This is a genomic window from Bacteroidales bacterium, assembly GCA_016709865.1.
Taxonomy (GTDB): domain Bacteria; phylum Bacteroidota; class Bacteroidia; order Bacteroidales; family VadinHA17; genus LD21.
On the sequence record JADJLX010000005.1, the window covers coordinates 790234 to 807678 of the forward strand.

The 17445-nt window shown below is 39.8% G+C and carries 13 protein-coding genes; 6 read left to right on the plus strand and 7 right to left on the minus strand.

Features of this window, described 5'->3' with window-relative positions:
• Positions 1–3 precede the first annotated feature (3 nt).
• Together IPJ16_11945 and IPJ16_11950 are read left to right on the plus strand one after the other, a co-directional pair.
• Positions 4–3366 (plus strand): VCBS repeat-containing protein, encoded by a 3363-nt coding sequence (locus IPJ16_11945; protein ID MBK7627880.1) that lies wholly within the window; start codon positions 4–6, stop codon positions 3364–3366.
• 9 nt (positions 3367–3375) lie between these two features.
• Entirely contained in the window at positions 3376–6720 is a 3345-nt protein-coding gene (locus IPJ16_11950) for a VCBS repeat-containing protein (GenBank protein MBK7627881.1), read from the plus strand.
• 1 nt (position 6721) lies between these two features.
• On the opposite strand, the gene IPJ16_11955 is transcribed toward IPJ16_11950, so the two are convergent.
• From IPJ16_11955 to IPJ16_11970, 4 genes are all read right to left on the minus strand, one after another.
• Positions 6722–7444, minus strand: a complete 723-nt coding sequence (locus IPJ16_11955; protein MBK7627882.1) for a glucosamine-6-phosphate deaminase — start codon at positions 7442–7444, stop codon at positions 6722–6724.
• A 72-nt stretch (positions 7445–7516) separates the two neighbouring features.
• On the minus strand, positions 7517–9043 hold the full coding sequence (locus IPJ16_11960; protein ID MBK7627883.1) for a Gfo/Idh/MocA family oxidoreductase: 1527 nt from the start codon (positions 9041–9043) through the stop codon (positions 7517–7519).
• A 39-nt stretch (positions 9044–9082) separates the two neighbouring features.
• The gene (locus IPJ16_11965; protein MBK7627884.1) at positions 9083–9766 is read right to left on the minus strand and encodes a DUF1080 domain-containing protein; all 684 of its coding nucleotides are present in this window, start codon (positions 9764–9766) and stop codon (positions 9083–9085) included.
• A 15-nt stretch (positions 9767–9781) separates the two neighbouring features.
• Positions 9782–11032, minus strand: a complete 1251-nt coding sequence (locus IPJ16_11970; protein ID MBK7627885.1) for an MFS transporter — start codon at positions 11030–11032, stop codon at positions 9782–9784.
• A 164-nt stretch (positions 11033–11196) separates the two neighbouring features.
• On the opposite strand from IPJ16_11970, the gene IPJ16_11975 reads away from it, so the two are divergent.
• Entirely contained in the window at positions 11197–11670 is a 474-nt protein-coding gene (locus tag IPJ16_11975) for a hypothetical protein (protein MBK7627886.1), read from the plus strand.
• Positions 11671–11726: 56 nt separating this feature from the next.
• On the opposite strand, the gene yiaK is transcribed toward IPJ16_11975, so the two are convergent.
• Positions 11727–12746, minus strand: a complete 1020-nt coding sequence (yiaK, locus tag IPJ16_11980; GenBank protein ID MBK7627887.1) for a 3-dehydro-L-gulonate 2-dehydrogenase — start codon at positions 12744–12746, stop codon at positions 11727–11729.
• Positions 12747–12752: 6 nt separating this feature from the next.
• Positions 12753–13967: an acetylxylan esterase gene (locus IPJ16_11985; protein ID MBK7627888.1), complete on the minus strand. Its 1215-nt coding sequence runs from the start codon at positions 13965–13967 to the stop codon at positions 12753–12755.
• Between the two features lie 176 nt (positions 13968–14143).
• On the opposite strand from IPJ16_11985, the gene IPJ16_11990 reads away from it, so the two are divergent.
• The 3 genes from IPJ16_11990 (at position 14144) to amrS (ending at position 17118) form a co-directional block, all read left to right on the plus strand.
• Complete coding sequence (locus tag IPJ16_11990) at positions 14144–15238, plus strand: acyloxyacyl hydrolase (protein ID MBK7627889.1); 1095 nt, start codon at positions 14144–14146, stop codon at positions 15236–15238.
• Positions 15239–15329: 91 nt separating this feature from the next.
• Positions 15330–16037 carry a DUF2807 domain-containing protein gene (locus IPJ16_11995; GenBank protein MBK7627890.1) on the plus strand — a complete coding sequence of 236 codons (708 nt, stop codon included), beginning with the start codon at positions 15330–15332 and terminating at the stop codon, positions 16035–16037.
• Between the two features lie 64 nt (positions 16038–16101).
• Entirely contained in the window at positions 16102–17118 is a 1017-nt protein-coding gene (gene amrS, locus IPJ16_12000; GenBank protein ID MBK7627891.1) for an AmmeMemoRadiSam system radical SAM enzyme, read from the plus strand.
• Here the strand turns inward: amrS and IPJ16_12005 are convergent.
• A complete protein-coding gene (locus IPJ16_12005) occupies positions 17093–17383 on the minus strand; it encodes a hypothetical protein (protein ID MBK7627892.1) in 291 nt (96 codons plus the stop codon). The two genes, amrS and IPJ16_12005, sit on opposite strands and share 26 nt — an antisense overlap.
• Positions 17384–17445 lie beyond the last annotated feature (62 nt).

Here is a 17445-nt window from a genome sequence, read left to right on the forward strand (position 1 = left end):
TTGATGATAAGGCCTGGTCAATTCGTTAAAGTAAAACTTCTGCTTGCCTGGCTATTACTGCCGCTAATTTTTTTTGCCTGCAAAAATTCTGCCAGGAATGCTGATAATAAGTTATTTACGCTGCTTCCCTCTGAAGTTACACAGGCCGGTTTCGTAAATCACCTTGACTATGATGTGCAGCTAAAGTCAAAATTCAATATATACACTTTCCGTAATTTCTATAATGGTGCCGGAGTTGCCCTGAATGACATAAATAACGATGGTCTGCCCGATATCCTTATGGGGTCCAATATGGGTACCAATGTACTTTATCTGAACAAAGGTGATTTCAAATTCGAAGACATATCACTCAGCTCAGGAATTCAGGGAAAGGGATGGTCAACCGGTATAAGCTTTGCAGATGTAAATGGTGATGGATATACGGACTTGTATGTCTGCAAATCAGGAAGTCCGAACGGAGAACAGAGCAGAAATGAATTGTATATCAATAACGGAGACCTTACTTTTTCAGAGAGAGCAAAAGAATACGGTCTGGATGAACAGGGAAACTCTACACAGGGAGTATTCTTTGATTATGACAAAGACGGTGACCTTGATATGTATCTTCTGAAAAACTTCCCAAAAGCAATTGGAAGCTTTAATCTTAAAGAGAATCAACGATCTGTCAGGGATACACTCGGAGGACACAAACTCTTTAGAAATGACGGAAATAAGTTTACCGATGTAAGTGAGGCTGCCGGAATTTATGGCAGTACGATTGCATTCGGTCTGGGAGTTACTGTCGGTGATATAAATATGGATGGATGGATGGATATTTATGTTTCAAATGACTTCTTTGAGAGGGATTATGTTTATATCAATAATCAGGATGGAACTTTCAGGGAGACTCTAACACAAATGATGAGATCTATTTCAGCTGCCTCTATGGGTGGAGATATGGCAGATATAAATAATGACTATTATCCAGAAATATTTGCAACTGATATGCTCCCGGAGCATAATGACAGACTCAAAACAAAAACAACATTCGATAATCTCGAAAATTATAAATCGAGTGTTGAAAACGGCTATCATCATCAGTTTACCCGCAATGTTCTGCAGCTGAATAATGGTGATGGCACATTCAGTGAAATCGGCAGGTTGGCCGGAATTTATGCTACCGACTGGTCATGGGGAGCACTGATTGCGGATCTTGACAATGATGGCTTAAAGGATATTTTTGTAGCTAATGGGATCTATAAAGACCTTACAGATCAGGACTATATACAATTCTTTTCGAACCGTGACATGGTTATGTCTATTGTTTCAGGAAAAAATGTGGATTACAAGAGACTTATCGATGCCATACCTTCAGTAAAAATCCCCAGCTATGCATTCAAAAATACAGGCGATTATAAATTTATAAATGAAGCGGATTCATGGGGTCTTGGTACTCCGGGATTTTCAAATGGAGCTGCCTATGGTGATCTCGACAATGATGGAGATCTGGATCTTGTAGTGAATAATGTGAACCTTCCAATGCATGTTTATCGCAATGAATCGAGGCAAAAAATGCCGGAGAATCATTTTCTGAAAATAATATTAAAAGGTGAAGGTGCCAACACTGCAGCAATCGGAGCAAAAGTGACTGTGAAGAATAAAGGCAGCATTGTATATCTCGAACAAATGCCAATGAGAGGATATTTATCGACAGTTGATTCCCGTCCAAACCTCGGACTAGGCAATATTACAGTTGTTGATTCACTTATAGTAAATTGGCCTGATGACAGAACAACAGTGCTGACAAATGTAAAAACAGATCAGATATTAACTCTCCATCAGAAAGATGCGGTTAAAAGCACAATACATTCAGTGGATTTCATTAGTTCTCAAAATGTTTATTTCGAGGATATTACAAACGAGAACAGGATAAACTTTGTGCACAGGGAGAGTGATTTTAATGATTTTGAACGGGAGAGGCTTCTCTATCATATGGTTTCAACTGAAGGGCCAGGGATGTGCAAAGGAGATGTGAACGGAGACGGACTTGATGATATCTACATTTGCGGTGCTAAAGGAGAACCAGGGGCTTTGATGATTCAGCAGAATAACGGATCATTTATTACAGTTGAAAAGGCTCTGTTTGAAGAAGATAAAATATCTGAGGAAGTTGATTGCGCTATGTTTGATGCCGATGGTGATAAGGATATGGATTTGTATGTTGCCAGCGGAGGCAATGAATTTCCGGAAAGCTCATCAGCGTTAAGCGATCGTTTGTATATAAACAATGGCAAAGGCCAGTTTAAGAAATCCGATCAGGTATTGCCGGCTGGAAAGTATGAAAGCACAGGCTGTGTAAGTGCTGAAGATTTTGATAAAGATGGAGTTATTGAATTATTTGTGGGGCTCCGTCTTAAACCATTTCTGTATGGTGTACCTGTGAGCGGATACATTCTGGAAAATGACGGAAAAGGAAATTTCACCGATGTAACCTCTAAGGTTGCCCCTGAGCTTCAGAATGCAGGAATGATAAGAGACATGCTATGGGAAGATGTTGATAAAGACGGAGATAAGGACATGATTATTACTGGCGACTGGATGCCTGTCAGAATCTTCATTAATGAGAATGGTACTTTTAAAGAGAAAAAGGATGCAATGGGATCCGAAAAGACATCAGGCTGGTGGAACTGCCTTGAAGCAGCAGATTTTGATTCGGATGGTGATATAGATTTCATAGCCGGAAACCATGGTTTAAATTCAAGATTCAAAGCTACTGAAGAGAAACCTGTCACTATGTATGTAAATGATTTTGACCTCAATGGATCTGCTGAGCAGATAATAAGCACATATGACGGTGAAAAATCTTATCCGCTGGCTTTGAAGCATGACCTTACCAGGCAGATTCCCGATATGGCGAAGAAATATCCTACTTACGAATCATATAAAGATCAGCAGATTACTGATATGTTTCCTCCCGAGCTGTTAAAGAATTCGATTCAGCTTGATGCATACCTGCTTGAAACCTCGCTGTTTATTAATGATGGAAACGGAAATTTTTCCAGAAAACCGTTACCTGTCGAGGTTCAGTTTTCTCCTGTTTTTGCTGCCAACGCGGAAGACTACAATGAGGATGGCATCATTGATATTCTGCTTGGAGGCAATCTGTTCAGCGTAAAACCTGAAGTAGGCAGATACGATGCCAGTTATGGATCATTGCTTATTGGTGACGGAAAAGGAGGATTCAGAAATGTCCCGGCAAAAGTCTCAGGCTTTCATCTTGAAGGGGAGATCAGGGATATCCTGAAAATAAAAACCTCAAAAGATAATATACTTGTTGTATCGCGCAGCAATGATCCGTTACAAGTATTCAAAGTTGCAGGTAAGTGAAAGTTATCAATGAAGAATTTCTTACTCATCCTCACTGCAATCCTTTTTGTTTCTTCCTGCACCCGTGAAGCAGAAGAACCAGATCAGTTATTTTCAATATTATCTCCTTCACTGACTAATGTTGATTTTAAGAACCAGTTAGTTGAAAATGAAGATTTTAATATCATTGAATATCTGTACTTCAATAACGGAGCAGGTGTTGCAGCCGGAGATATCAATAATGATGGTTTGATTGACTTATACTTCACATCCAATCAATTACCGAACAAGTTGTTCCTGAATAAGGGAAATCTTGTGTTTGAAGATATCACTGTATCTGCTGGGGTTGCAGGTACCGGCAATTGGAAGACAGGTGTAACTATGGCTGATATTAATGGCGATGGATTACTTGATATTTATGTTTGCCAGGTTGGAAATTATAAAGGAATACTTGGCAGAAATCAGTTATTCATAAACCAGGGCAACCTGACATTTATTGATAAGGCAAAAGATTATGGACTTGATTTTCAGGGCTTCTCAACCCAGGCAGCATTCTTCGATTATGATCTTGATGGTGATCTGGATATGTACCTTCTGAATCATTCTGTTCATACAAAACGAAGTTATGGTGCTGTCTCTTTACGCTTGGAGAAAGATTCACTGGCAGGTGACAGATTATTCAGAAATGATGCAAGCGATGGAATACAGATTTTCAAGGATGTTACTCAGGAAGCAGGAATTTACAGCAGCCAGATCGGATATGGACTCGGCGTGAATATCTGTGATATAAATAACGATGGCCTTCCTGATATTTTTGTTTCAAATGACTTCCATGAAAATGACTATCTGTATATCAATCAGGGGAATGGCACTTTTGCCGAAAAAATGACCGAATCCTTTGCACATACAAGCAGATCGTCGATGGGAAATGATGTAGGAGACATAAATAACGATGGCCTTCTCGATGTGGTGGTACTTGACATGCTGCCGGATAAGGAAAAAATCAGGAAACAATCGGGAGGTGAGGATGATTATGAACTCTATGAAATTAAACTTGATTTTGGATATTACTACCAGTACGTCAGGAATATGCTTCAGCTGAACCTTGGTGGCGGCATATTTAGTGAAATAGGAAGATTGTCGGGTGTTTTTTCTACTGACTGGAGCTGGTCGCCATTGTTTTGTGACGTTGATAATGACGGATGGAAGGACCTTTTCATTACAAACGGGATCTACAGAAGAGCCAACGATCTTGACTATGTTAAGTTCCTGACAGGAGGTAACAGGTTTTCTCCGACAAAGGATAACAGCAATCTTTCAGATAAGGATCTATACGAAAAAATGCCCCTTCATCCAAATGTAAGTTACATCTTTAGAAACAACGGTAACCTAACATTTTCAAATATGGCTGGTAAATGGGGAATAAACAGGGCTTCATTTTCCAATGGTTCAACATATGCGGATCTTGATAATGACGGTGATCTTGATCTTGTTATAAACAATATTAATGAAAATGCTACTATCTATAGAAACAATGCGGATAAAGTAGCCGGCAAGAATTATCTGAATGTTGCACTTAAGGGAGCAGGATTAAACACGAGGGGAATCGGAGCCCGGGTATCGGTCTATTGCAACGGACAGAATCAGATAGCAGAACAGTATCCGACACGCGGATTTCTGTCAGCAACCTCCGATGTTTTGCATTTCGGGCTTGGAACATCAGAAGTTATTGATTCTATTAAAGTACACTGGCCCGACAAGTCATGGGAAGTAATTAAAAACGTCACTGCCAATAAGCTTCTAACACTGGATATTAAAAATGCACATCCACCGGCTTACTTAACTGAAAACCTTAAAGAAGGCATAAAACTGTTTTCCAGGACAGAGATACCAGGCATTGATTATGTTCACAAAGAAGATAAATACGTTGATTTTAAACGTGAGATCCTTATCCCCCACTCACTTTCTGCAGATGGTCCTGCTCTTGCGGTTGGAGATGTAAACGGGGACGGACTGGAAGACCTGTTTGCAGGGGGTGCTAAAGGCGAACCGGCAAAAATATTTATTCAGAAGAAAGATGGCAGTTTTAAAGATTTAAACGTGCCTCAGTTCTTACTTGAAAGCAGTACTGAGGATGTGGATGCTGCATTTTTTGACGCTGATGGAGATCTTGATCAGGACCTTTATGTAGTTCGCGGTGGTAATGAAAATCCTTTGGGAGATCCGCTGCTTGAAGACCTGCTGCTGATAAATGACGGTAAAGGTGGATTTAGACCCTGTGACAAAGGATCATTGCCATATACTGCATATAACGGATCAAGTGTAAATGCTGTAGACTTTGACTCTGATGGAGACATTGATCTGTTTGTGGGATCGAGATCTGTTCCGGGGGCGTATGGGCTTCCGCCTGAACAGTTATTGCTTGAAAATGATGGCAAAGGTCGTTTTAAAGATGTTACTGCTTCCAGAATGCCGGGGCAAAAGAATATCGGTATGGTAACTGATTCAGAATGGATGGATTATGATAAAGATGGTGATTTTGATCTTATTCTTGCAGGTGAATGGATGAAAATCTGCATCCTAAAAAATGACAATGGGGTATTTTCAGATGCAACTCAAGAAGCTGGTCTGGAAGCGACCTCCGGGTGGTGGAATTGTATTGAGGCAACAGATATTGATCTGGACGGTGATCTGGATCTTATTGGTGGTAACCTGGGATTGAATTCAATTTTCAGGGCGTCAGTAAAAGAACCTGTAGAAATGTATCTTAATGATTTCGACAATAACGGATTAATTGATCAGATAATCTGCTCTTATGAAGATGGTATCAGCTACCCGGTTGCTTCTCTTGATGAACTTGCTGCTTACATTGCCGGTGTTGGAGAAAAATATACGAACTATTCAGATTTTGGAGGGAAAAATATCAGGGATATTTTTGGCAATGAAGCTGTTAACCAGTCTGTTATAAAGAAAGCAGTACTTCAGGAAAGTTGTCTTTTTATCAATAACGGCGATGGAACATTTCAAATCAGACAGTTACCTGTTGAAGCACAGTTCTCACCTGTTCGCGACATTATTGTAAAGGACTTCAATCAGGATAGTATCCGCGACATAGTACTGGCCGGGAACAACTACCAGGTTAGCCCGTCAATAGGACGATATGATGCCAGTTACGGATGGTACTTAACTGGTAATAAAAGCATGGAATTTAAAGCATTAATGCCTGCTCAAAGCGGCTTAATAATCAAAGGAGATTCAAGAAGACTCCTTACAATCAGAATATCAGGGAAGGAGTATCTTATTGCTGCAGTTAATAATTCTGATCTCGAGATATTCCTGATTAATAAACCTTCTGATATAAAAGGGATTAAATAATCTACAACAATCTTGCAGCCTCACTGTCAAGAAGCACAAAGGAGTTCTTGTGTTCTTTCAGCACGGAAGCAGGAAAAGCATTTGAAACCTCACTATCGAACAGCTTTTTTACTATTTCCGCTTTTCTCGAACCATTTATCTGCAGAATAACAGTCTTAGCTTCCATTATGTCTTTTATGCCTAGTGTTATTCCCGTGGAAAGCTCAACATTAGCTGAAAAGTATTTCTTACCAACACTCTTTGTAGTTTCATCAAGATGCGCAATATGAGCATTCAGGCTAAAGGAGGTTCCTGGTTCATTTAATCCCAGATGACCATTCATACCAACTCCCAGCAGCATCATATCAACCGGACCATATTTTCTTATGAAATCATCTGTTTTTTTACATTCATTCATCAGATCTGCTGATTCCCCATCGAAAAAGCAGAGATTCTCCTTTGAATAATCTATATGATCAAAAAGATGCTTTCGCATGAATGAGAAGCCATTTTCGCTTTTCATTTCGCCTATGTGAGCCCATTCGTCCAGTCCGACTATCCTGCACTTTTTAAAACTAATCTTACCGCTTTTATTTAGATCGATAAGGCATTTAAAGGTCCCAACAGATGTTTCACCAGCAGGAAAACAGAGAAGAGCATCAGGCTTCTTCAGGATTATTGATGCAATCAGTTCTGCAGTTTTTACCGAGAGTTCGGTATAATCAGAATATATAATTTGTTTCATAGTATTTTTTCCCGCAAAGACGCTAAGGCGCTAAGTTTATCTTTGCGCCTCTGCGACTTAGCGAGATAATTATTAAAGTTTTATTTCTCCCCAGCCTTTTCTGTACTCACGTTTTACAAACTGATTAGCCTGCTCAAAATTTGTAATTCTCATGTTCTCACCATCCCATTTAAAGCTTTTGTACCTTCCGGGGAAAACATTACCTTCCATCTCACCATACACAGGGTCTTTTCTTTTTATTTTCTGCTGTATGTTAAAGCTTCTTAGTAACAGATTACCCATCAGAACTGTTTCGGTAAGCGGTCCGGCATATCCTACAAATGGTGAATCGACTTCTGCATTACCGTACCCGGCAATACATGCATCAATCCATTGCCACCAGTGACCATCCATATCTCCAACGACACGCGGATACTTTTTGGGTACATTAATTTCCTTGTTTTTCGAAAGAGGTAATAAAATCGGATTCCTCCCACCCCAACCACAGGCTGCTTTTCCTTTCGTACCTATAAATAATGTAGCTCCCTCGTAATCATTCAGTCCGGGGTAATCACCCATAATATCATTCATATTAACATCCGGGTCGATTTCGTATGGACGCTCTGGTGTTATACCTCCGTCCATCCAGTAGAGATCGAGGTTTTTGCCATTCTTTAATTCATATTTAAATCTTACTGAACTTGACACAGGTCCGCTTTCGGGATAAATACCCTCGATAAAAATACCGCTGTAAACAGTGCTTGCACTGCAGGAGACTTCAGTAGGGTATCCAAGATTCAGCAACTTGAATGGCGGTCCCATTATATGACAACCCATATCACCGAGAGCACCTGTTCCGAACTTCCACCAGCCTCTCCAGTTGAAAGGAACAAGATTATCAATATAATCTGTTTCATCAGCTGTACCGAGCCAGAGATCCCATTTAAGTTCAGGAGGAATAGCGGGACGGGCAGAAGGCCAGGAGATTCCCTGTGGCCAAACCGGCCTGTCAGTCCAGCAAAAGACCTTCTGAATGTCGCCCAGAATATCAGCTTCAATCCATTCTCTTAATGTGCGCATACCATCGCATGAAGCACCCTGGTCACCCATCTGGGTAACTACCTTATACTTCTCTGATGCCTGTGTAAGAATTCTGGCTTCATAGATATCGTGAGTCAATGGTTTCTGCAGATAGAGGTGCTTTTTAAGCTGCATTGCACTCAAGCCCACTATCGCATGATTATGATCGGGTATTGCAACAGAAACAGCATCAAAATTCTTACTCTCCTTATCAAACATTTCACGCCAGTCGTGATAGAACTTTGCTTTTGGGTACTCCTTAATCCTCGGAGCAGCCTGTCTGTCATCAACATCGCACAGGAATGCGATTTCAGCATTTTTCTTTGGAGCAATGCTATAGTGACGGATATCGTCCGCACCTTCACCCCCGCATCCTACTGCAGCAATTAAAAGTTTATCACTCGGAGCAACATGTCCCAATCCGCTAACTGTGAAATTTGGAAGTATTGTAAGTGCAGCAGCTCCTGAGGCAGCAGATTTCATAAAACTGCGTCGTGAAATTCCGCCATTTTCCTTTGTCCTTAGGTTAATTGCTTTCATATAATATCTATAAAGTATTAAATAACAATCATTTATAAATTAGTTTGAAGTTTTTACAAGTGGCTTTACAGCGATCTCCTTAAAAAATACAACATCAGCTTCGCCATGATTCTGGACTCCAAGGTAACCTGAATCAGGACGGGGTCCGCGAATAGGTTCGAAATCAAATTTGCGTTCAGGGACAGGGTCTCCTTCTTTGTAATCAGTGACTTTCTCTCCATTTACGAATACAATTGTTCTGGGACCGTCAAGAGTGATCTCCATAGTATTCCATTCCGGGCCTGGCTTACCGGGTTTGGCCAATGGCCTGGAAAGGGAATATACCGTTCCAGTATAATGATATTCATCTTCATCAGAAAGCTCAGGCATATTATCAATCTGAACTTCATAGCCGTAGTGAATGGGCATCCATTCTTCACGCGGTTCAACAGGCACCCTTATGAAAACACCTGAATTGCTGTTTGTTTTCTCCATTTTGAAAACGATCTTAATCATACAATTTCCAAACTTTTCACCCTCCCAATACAACAAACCCATGCCCCCATTTCCTCTTAATAAGCCATTTTCAACAGACATAAATCCCGGACCGGCATGCTTCCAGCCAGTAAGGTCTTTACCGTTAAATAACTGTCGCCATTCCGGCGATTCTTGTTCCTTCACAGTTTTGCATGAGGCAACTGACAGAAACAAGACTGCGATCAGAAAATTGATACTTGTTTTCATTTTATGTAGATTAAATCAGGAATTTGTTTTCTTTTTTAATGTCGCATTCTGTACCAGGGGTTTTGCCCAAAAGCTTATACTAAGAATGTAAGCGAGCGGAAGATATAATATCATCATTCCGGCCTGTAATCCTATCATATCCTTCAGTTTTCCAATAAGTAAAGAAAAGATGGCACCGCCAGCAATAGCTGTACATAATATTCCTGCAAATGATCCGTGATATTTTGAAATGCTGTTAAGTGCCAGTGAAAATATAATAGCATACATCACTGAAAGACAAAATCCCAATGCAGGAAAACCAAAAAGAGCAAATTCAACTTTTCCGAACAAAGTGAAAGTAAGGATGATTAAGGCTGATGCTGTGAATATTCTCAGGACTACTTTGCTATCCAATACTTTAAGTAAAACGAGTCCGAGGATACACCCAATAGTCATCATCCCCCAGAAAAGGCCTACTGTAGCCGCGCCTCCGGTTTCAGGTTTGATGCCATGGTAGGTCCTTAAAAACTCTGAAATCCAGTTAGCAATTCCCTGTTCAACACCAACATATGCAAATATTCCAAAGAAAAAAAGTATTACTGTTCTCAATTTGAAAAGCTCAACATGTGTTTTCCAGGCGCCCACTATTTCATCTTCCTTTCGTATAACAGCAGGGAACTTTACAGAGGATATTATTACCACCATTAACAAACTTATTGAAGCAAAGATCAGATAGATAGAGACCCATGGCAGGCTGTCAGGAGTAAATAATGAAACTAATTTTATAAAGCCTCCCTGGCTTAATTCCGGAGAATTAAGATTTGAGACCAGATAAGAATATACAAAAGGACTTAAAAATGAAGCAGCTCCGAAAACAAGTTGAGCAATCACGGAATTAAATGCAAAATGTTCTTCACCGCCTGAGACTCTTAATAAGGGGTAGAGTGCTACCTGCAGGAGAGCCATGCCGCTACCGATAAGGAAAAGAGAACATAGGAAAACAGGAAATACCGGAACAATAGTAAACAATAATGCTCCTGAAAAGGCCAGAATCCAGGCAGCGATAAGGCATTTCTTTTCGGAATACTTTTGGATAATCATCCCCGAAGGAATTGACATTAAAGCATATGCGATAAAGAAAGAGAAAGGAAGCATCCCGGTCATCGTGCCGCTTAACAAATAACTATCGCTGACATTAGGATTAATTGCTCCAAGGATATTTGTCAGGAAAGAGATAGCGAAAAAGATAAGAAATATCAGGATTACCACTAAGATTTTTCGGTTCATGGATAAGGTTTTAGCTCTGTTTTCAAAACTCGGTTCATCACCATTTAGTAACTCTAAAATTATAATAAAAAAACAGACTGACGAAAGAATATTGGAATAAGTATATGACTAATCTGTTTTGGATTCAAATAAAAAAAGCAATACATTGCCACAAATAAATCAGGATGGATAAAAAGTATTTTCTCCTTGGAACAGCAGAAGACAGCCGCATTATAAAAATCATAAGGATTATTTTCGGGTTTGTTTGTCTGATAATTGCGGCATTCTGGATATACTTCAATATCACAGCATTAAAGACGGATAGTACTCTTTGGATTACAATAATCTTCCTGGGCCTATTCGGATTTTATCAGACATGGGCAGGTCTTGGTCGCACTGTGAGATTTATTGAAATTGGATCTGAATCAATAATGCTCAAGAAGAATGTTGTTTTGCCTGCAATGGAAATCAAAATTTCAGATATTGAGAAAATTGACATTTATCCGCTTAACATTATATTTCATATCAAATCAAAAAAAAGAGTTATCCTTAGGTTCGGTACTACTTTTCATGATCAGAATGAGATAATACTTGACGAAATAATTGAACTCGCAGAATTAAAACATATAACATTGGAAGTAATAGAGGAAAAGATATGAAAAAAGGCGTAAAGGCGTAAAGGCGCAAAGGCTCAATGGCTCAATGGCACAAAGGTCTAAAGAGCAAGAATCTTTTCCCAGATAACCTTATTTACGGGTATTCCGTTTGCAAGATTTTCTTTCCGGTATTTTACAACCGATTCTCCGGGGTATCGGATTGATGATTTATCACTCTCCGGATCAGAATGCACCAAATCTGTAATAATCTCATTTATTGTATTCTCTATATACTGATAATTAGAGAGTTTCTCTAACGACACTGCGATAAAGATCTGTGAGACACCATGTTCTGATTCACAATCTTTTACTTTGTGTGTAGCCTGGCCACCTGAAAGCACTGCTGCAAAAATATCGAGGAGAAGTGAAAGTCCGGATCCCTTCCAGTAGCCAATTGGAACAGGACGCCATGATTTTAATATCTCCCCCGGTTCGGAGGTGAGTTCTCCTTGTTTATTGAATCCTCCGGGGTAAGGTAATTTCATTTCGTTATTTCTGTATGTCTCCATTTTTCCATACGAAAACTGAGTCATGGCAAAGTCGAGTACTATTGCCTCATTCTTATAGGGTATTGCAAACATAAAAGGATTGTTTCCCAGTCGCGGATCCTTTGCACCCCATGCAGGCATATTCGGACAAGTATTTGTCCAGCTTATCAGTACATACCCTTTTCTCGCAGCCCTCCATCCATAGTAACCTGCTCTCATCCAGTGATTAGTATTTGCCAGAGCCACCAGACCCAATCCATTCGCATCAGCAATACTTATTGCCCTGTCGGTGGCAAATACTGCGTTCAAAGGACCTGGTCCGAGATTACCATTCCATTGTTCGAGGGAACCTGCACTGTGCACTAGAGAAGGTACAGCATCAGGTTTAACAAAACCCTCGCGGACATTTTTAATAAACCGGCCAAACCTGTTTACCCCATGCGAATAGACACCTTCCAGGCTATTAACTGTAAAAATATCAGCGCATTCTACTGCTTTCTGATCAGTAAATCCAACTTTTAAGAGAATCCTGAGAAATTCGGATTTCATTTGATCAAAATCGATTCTGATATTAAGATCGTTGTTTATCATAGAGAATTATTTCATTACAATTTCTGCAAAATCCATAAACCAGTTCCAGTCTTTTAACAGCATATTATGAACACCATCTCTGATGTGGAAACCTACCTTACCGCTGACTACTTGTTTATTAAGGAGTGGCATCGACTCTGGTATCTGAGAGTTTGTTCCAAGCAGATTAAATACCGGAGCAGCATGATACAAAGCAAGATATGACCCTCGCGGATCGCCCCAGAGATCATCGCTTGCGCAATCCACATACAAAGCCCTGGGAGCAGTAAGAGCCAGCAGCATATGCATATCAACAGGAAGTGATGATTCATTATTACTGAATTTCTTATAGTTAGTACAGAACCAGTGCGGGAATGCTGTATTGATTCTGGCTACCGTCTCACCATATTTACGACGGGCCAGTGCAGCTCCTCCGCAGCCTGACTCATTTGAGACAACCATCGCGAAACGTTGATCCTCTGCTCCTGCCCATAATGCAGTTTTACCTCCGCGTGAATGTCCAACCACAGCAACTTTCCCTGCATCAATATCTTTATCCGTAACAAGGTAATCCATACACCGGCTTGCGCCCCATGCCCAGGCAGCTATGGTACCCCAGGCATCGTCCGGACGGGGATTCTTATCTAACAATGCATGTATTCCGTTTTTAAATTCATCAAAGTCATCCGGATCGACATCAGAATTATTAAATACAGCCATTGCATATCCCCTGCCGATAGCTTCTTCGGCAGGCCAGAACTCACTCTTCTCTTTCCTGAGCGGATCTGTATTAGCTGGTCCCCTGTTATTGATAAGAAGAAATGCCGGAGAAGGTTTCTTTGAATTATTAGGTGTAAATAGTGTAAGATGAATCACAAGTTCTTTTCCGGATGAGGATATAAGTATTTCAACCTGCTTAAGAGTAGCAGTGCCATTCATTGCATTTCGATCGGTATTAATGACTTTAAAACTTTTCTGATAAGGTGTTTCAGGAACACGGCCAAATACATTTGTCCGGAAAAGCTCAAGGATCTCATTTCTCCTCACCTGATCCCATTCCTTTTTAGATGAAATCTTTTTACCATCAGAAGATGTAAGTATATCAGGCAAAGTATAAGCAGGCACCTTTTCCTCATAATAGTTGAATTCAACACCTGGTTTGGATAACCTTTCTACAGTCTCCTTAGATGCTTTCCAACCTTCAGCGGGTTGGGCAGATAAAATACAAGAGCTGAAAACAATTAATAAAAAAACATTCGCTATCAAGCAGGATTTTTTAATCTCTTTTTTCATCTTAATGCTTATTAATGGGAACCTGATTCCGAATCCAGAAAATCAATCACAATCAAAAATAGAATAAATTTCCAATTTTTAATTACTTCAGGTAATACTCTATCTTTGTTTTCAAGTTGCATAATGTGAAAAACAGGATACTGATTATATTAATTATTGCCTCAGGACTTTCAGGGAAAGCACAATCGGTGAAGAGACCTTTTATCATCGAACCAAAGATCCATACAGGTATGATCCTTCCTTTTTACGAGGCACTGTCGTATCTTATTCAGGATGATATTTATGCATTTGATCTCTCATTTGGGTTTCCGTCATCAGGTAACGAATACTGGGATAAACTATACCGGTACCCAAGACCAGGTTTTGGCTATTCTTACTGGAATCTGGGAAACAACCAGATACTTGGCAGTGCACATTCTGTCTATGGTTTCATAAATATTCCATTGTTAAAGAAGAATGAGAAGTTTTCTTTGAATTACCAGATCTCAGCAGGAGGGGCATACCTGACAAGAGTATTCGACCCGGTTGAAAATCACCTCAATCGAGCAATTGGCTCTCATTACAATATTTATATGCGTCTCGGAATAGACTCTAAAATAAAGATAAACCCAGTTTCAGAGCTCGTTCTGGAAATCGGAGCAACTCACTTCTCTAACGGAAAAACAAGGTCGCCGAACTATGGCATTAATGCCGGCACAATTTCAGTTGGCTATAATTATCTGATTAACAGCTCTTCGGTAAAAAACAGAAATGACACTGAGGTTCCTGCTGTTGATAAACGAATAGTGCAGTCTATTATCTATTCTGCAGGTACGAAAGTATATGATAATCTCCTTGGAACCAGATATTTTGTAACATCTGTTTCGTACAACATTGAAAAAGTACTTAATCAGAAAAGAAGACTTGGTCTGGGTACAGAATTTTCATATGACGGATCAATAGATGAGGCCCGCACTCTTGAATTTGGTAAGACCGGGAGTGATTTCTCTGATCTGGTTAGGATTGGTCTTCACACCTCATATGCAGTACGTTATAATCGTCTGCTTGGTGGTATTCAGATTGGACATTATGTCTATTCAAAACATAAAGTTCTTACATCGGTTTATAACAAGCTTTCAGTTCAGTATCTGATAACAGACCACATATCAGGTAATATATCAATTAAATCACACTGGGCGAAAGCTGATTGCTTTTTGTGGGGCGTTGGGTATACATGGTAAGGGCGCAGGGCGGAGGGCGGAGGGCGCAGGGCACAGGGCAAAGGGCACAGGGCAAAGGGCAAAGTGAAAAGTGAAAAGTGAAAAGTGAAAAATGAAGAGATTGTTTACATATGTTTTTTTAATGCTTCTGCTAGTCTCATGTCAGAAGTTATTTTTCAATGACGATGAGGAAACCAGGGTAATTCAGCTTGGTGATTTTAATGCCGCAGATATATCCGGCATATATGATATTGTTCTGATACAGGACTCAACTAACAAACTGGTAATCAATGGTAAAAAGGATGTCAATTCAATAACAGCAGTTGTTAGAAACGATACATTAGTTATTGATGATCATAAAAGAATGTCGGTTAATCCGGATAAGAATACACTGACAATTCATTTCACCAACATAGAGCATCTGGTTACCAACGATCCTGTTTACATTTCCAATAACGATACAATCAGGACAGACAGATTTATATATGCAGGAATAGGTGAAATAGCTGAAGCTAGACTTGTTGTTGACTGCGACTATTTTCTGATTGTAAACTCTGCCAATACTCTTGGGTATTCATATATAAGCGGCTATGCTAACTCCGCCGTACTGTTCAACAGGTATGGAAGCAGTATTTTTGCTGAGAACCTGAAATGCAGGAATGTAGAAGCTCTTAACGGGTCAGTGGGTGATATATATTTAAGTGCCTCTGATAACATTACTGCATCGATATGGGGATCGGGGAATATTTATTATCACGGAAAACCTGCTGTTAAAGTTACGGAGCAAACAGGTTCCGGGAAAATCATACCTTTGGATTAATTTAAAAATGGTTCGAGGTACGAGGTGCGAGGTGCGAGGTGAAGATACAATCAGATAGATACCAATGACAGAACTATCACTGAAATATGAAAACTATATTGAATGTCAGCTTTGTCCGCATTTTTGCAAATTAAATTCAGGCAAGGCAGGAATTTGCGGAGTGAGGAAGAACACTGGCGAAAAGATAGAACTAACAACATATGGCATCGTTTCGGGTATAGCATCGGATCCAATAGAGAAGAAACCTCTGTATCATTTTTACCCCGGACATAAAATATTATCTGTCGGATCTTATGGCTGTAATATGAGATGTGATTTCTGCCAGAACTTCCACATATCGCAGAATATTCAGATTACTGGTAGTCACAAAATAGAGCCTGAGTATCTGGCAAAAGAGGCAGTGGATACTGAAAACAATATCGGGATTGCATTCACTTACAATGAGCCGGTGATATGGTTCGAGTATGTCAGGGATGTATCTGAAATCGTTAAGAAATCAGGACTTTCCACAGTAATGGTCAGTAACGGATATATTAACAGCAAACCTCTTTCTGAAATGACAGGTTTTATTGATGCTTTTAATATTGACCTGAAAGCGTTTAAAAACAGCTTCTACAGGAAACTAACAGGTACTGAATTAGAACCTGTTAAGAGCAGCCTTAAGCAGATTGTAAAATCGGGAAGGCACCTTGAGATAACAACTCTTGTTATTCCTGATGAGAACGATTCAGAGAAGGAAATGGTGAAGCAGGCTGAATGGATAGCAGGTGAACTGGGAAAAGATGTCCCGCTTCATCTTAGTAAATATTTTCCAACGTACAAAAGAGAGAATCCCTCGACCTCCGAAGATACACTTATACGGCTTCAGAAAATAGCATCGTCAAAACTTGATTTTGTTTATATCGGGAATAACCTTTCAGAAAAAGGCCAAGACACTGTCTGTCCAAAATGCGGAGAGACTGTTACCCACCGCTCCGGATATTCAACAAGACAGATGAATCTCGATAAATATGGGAGATGCAGTAAATGCGGAAACCTGATATACAGAAACTTTACTATTTCTTCTTCGACAAAGCACTAAGCCTGTCAAATAGCTTATCAACACCTGTGATGAGGTCTTTTTCAACTGCCTTATAATAAGCCTTTACAATCTTTGGATTGTCCTTACCATCAGGATTATTAACACGTGCAATAAGATCATTTCTGAAATTAACAGCGTCTGTAATAATAGCCGATAATTCATCTGATTTATCGTCGGGATGAATGCTTGAAAATGCGAAACAATCAGAAATAACTTCAAAAATCAGATAATCAATATCTTTTTTAAGACTTCTTACACTTGCCATACAGTTGTGGTTTGATTTAATTAGGCTACAAATATACTAATTTATCTTTGAGTCTGTTCGGC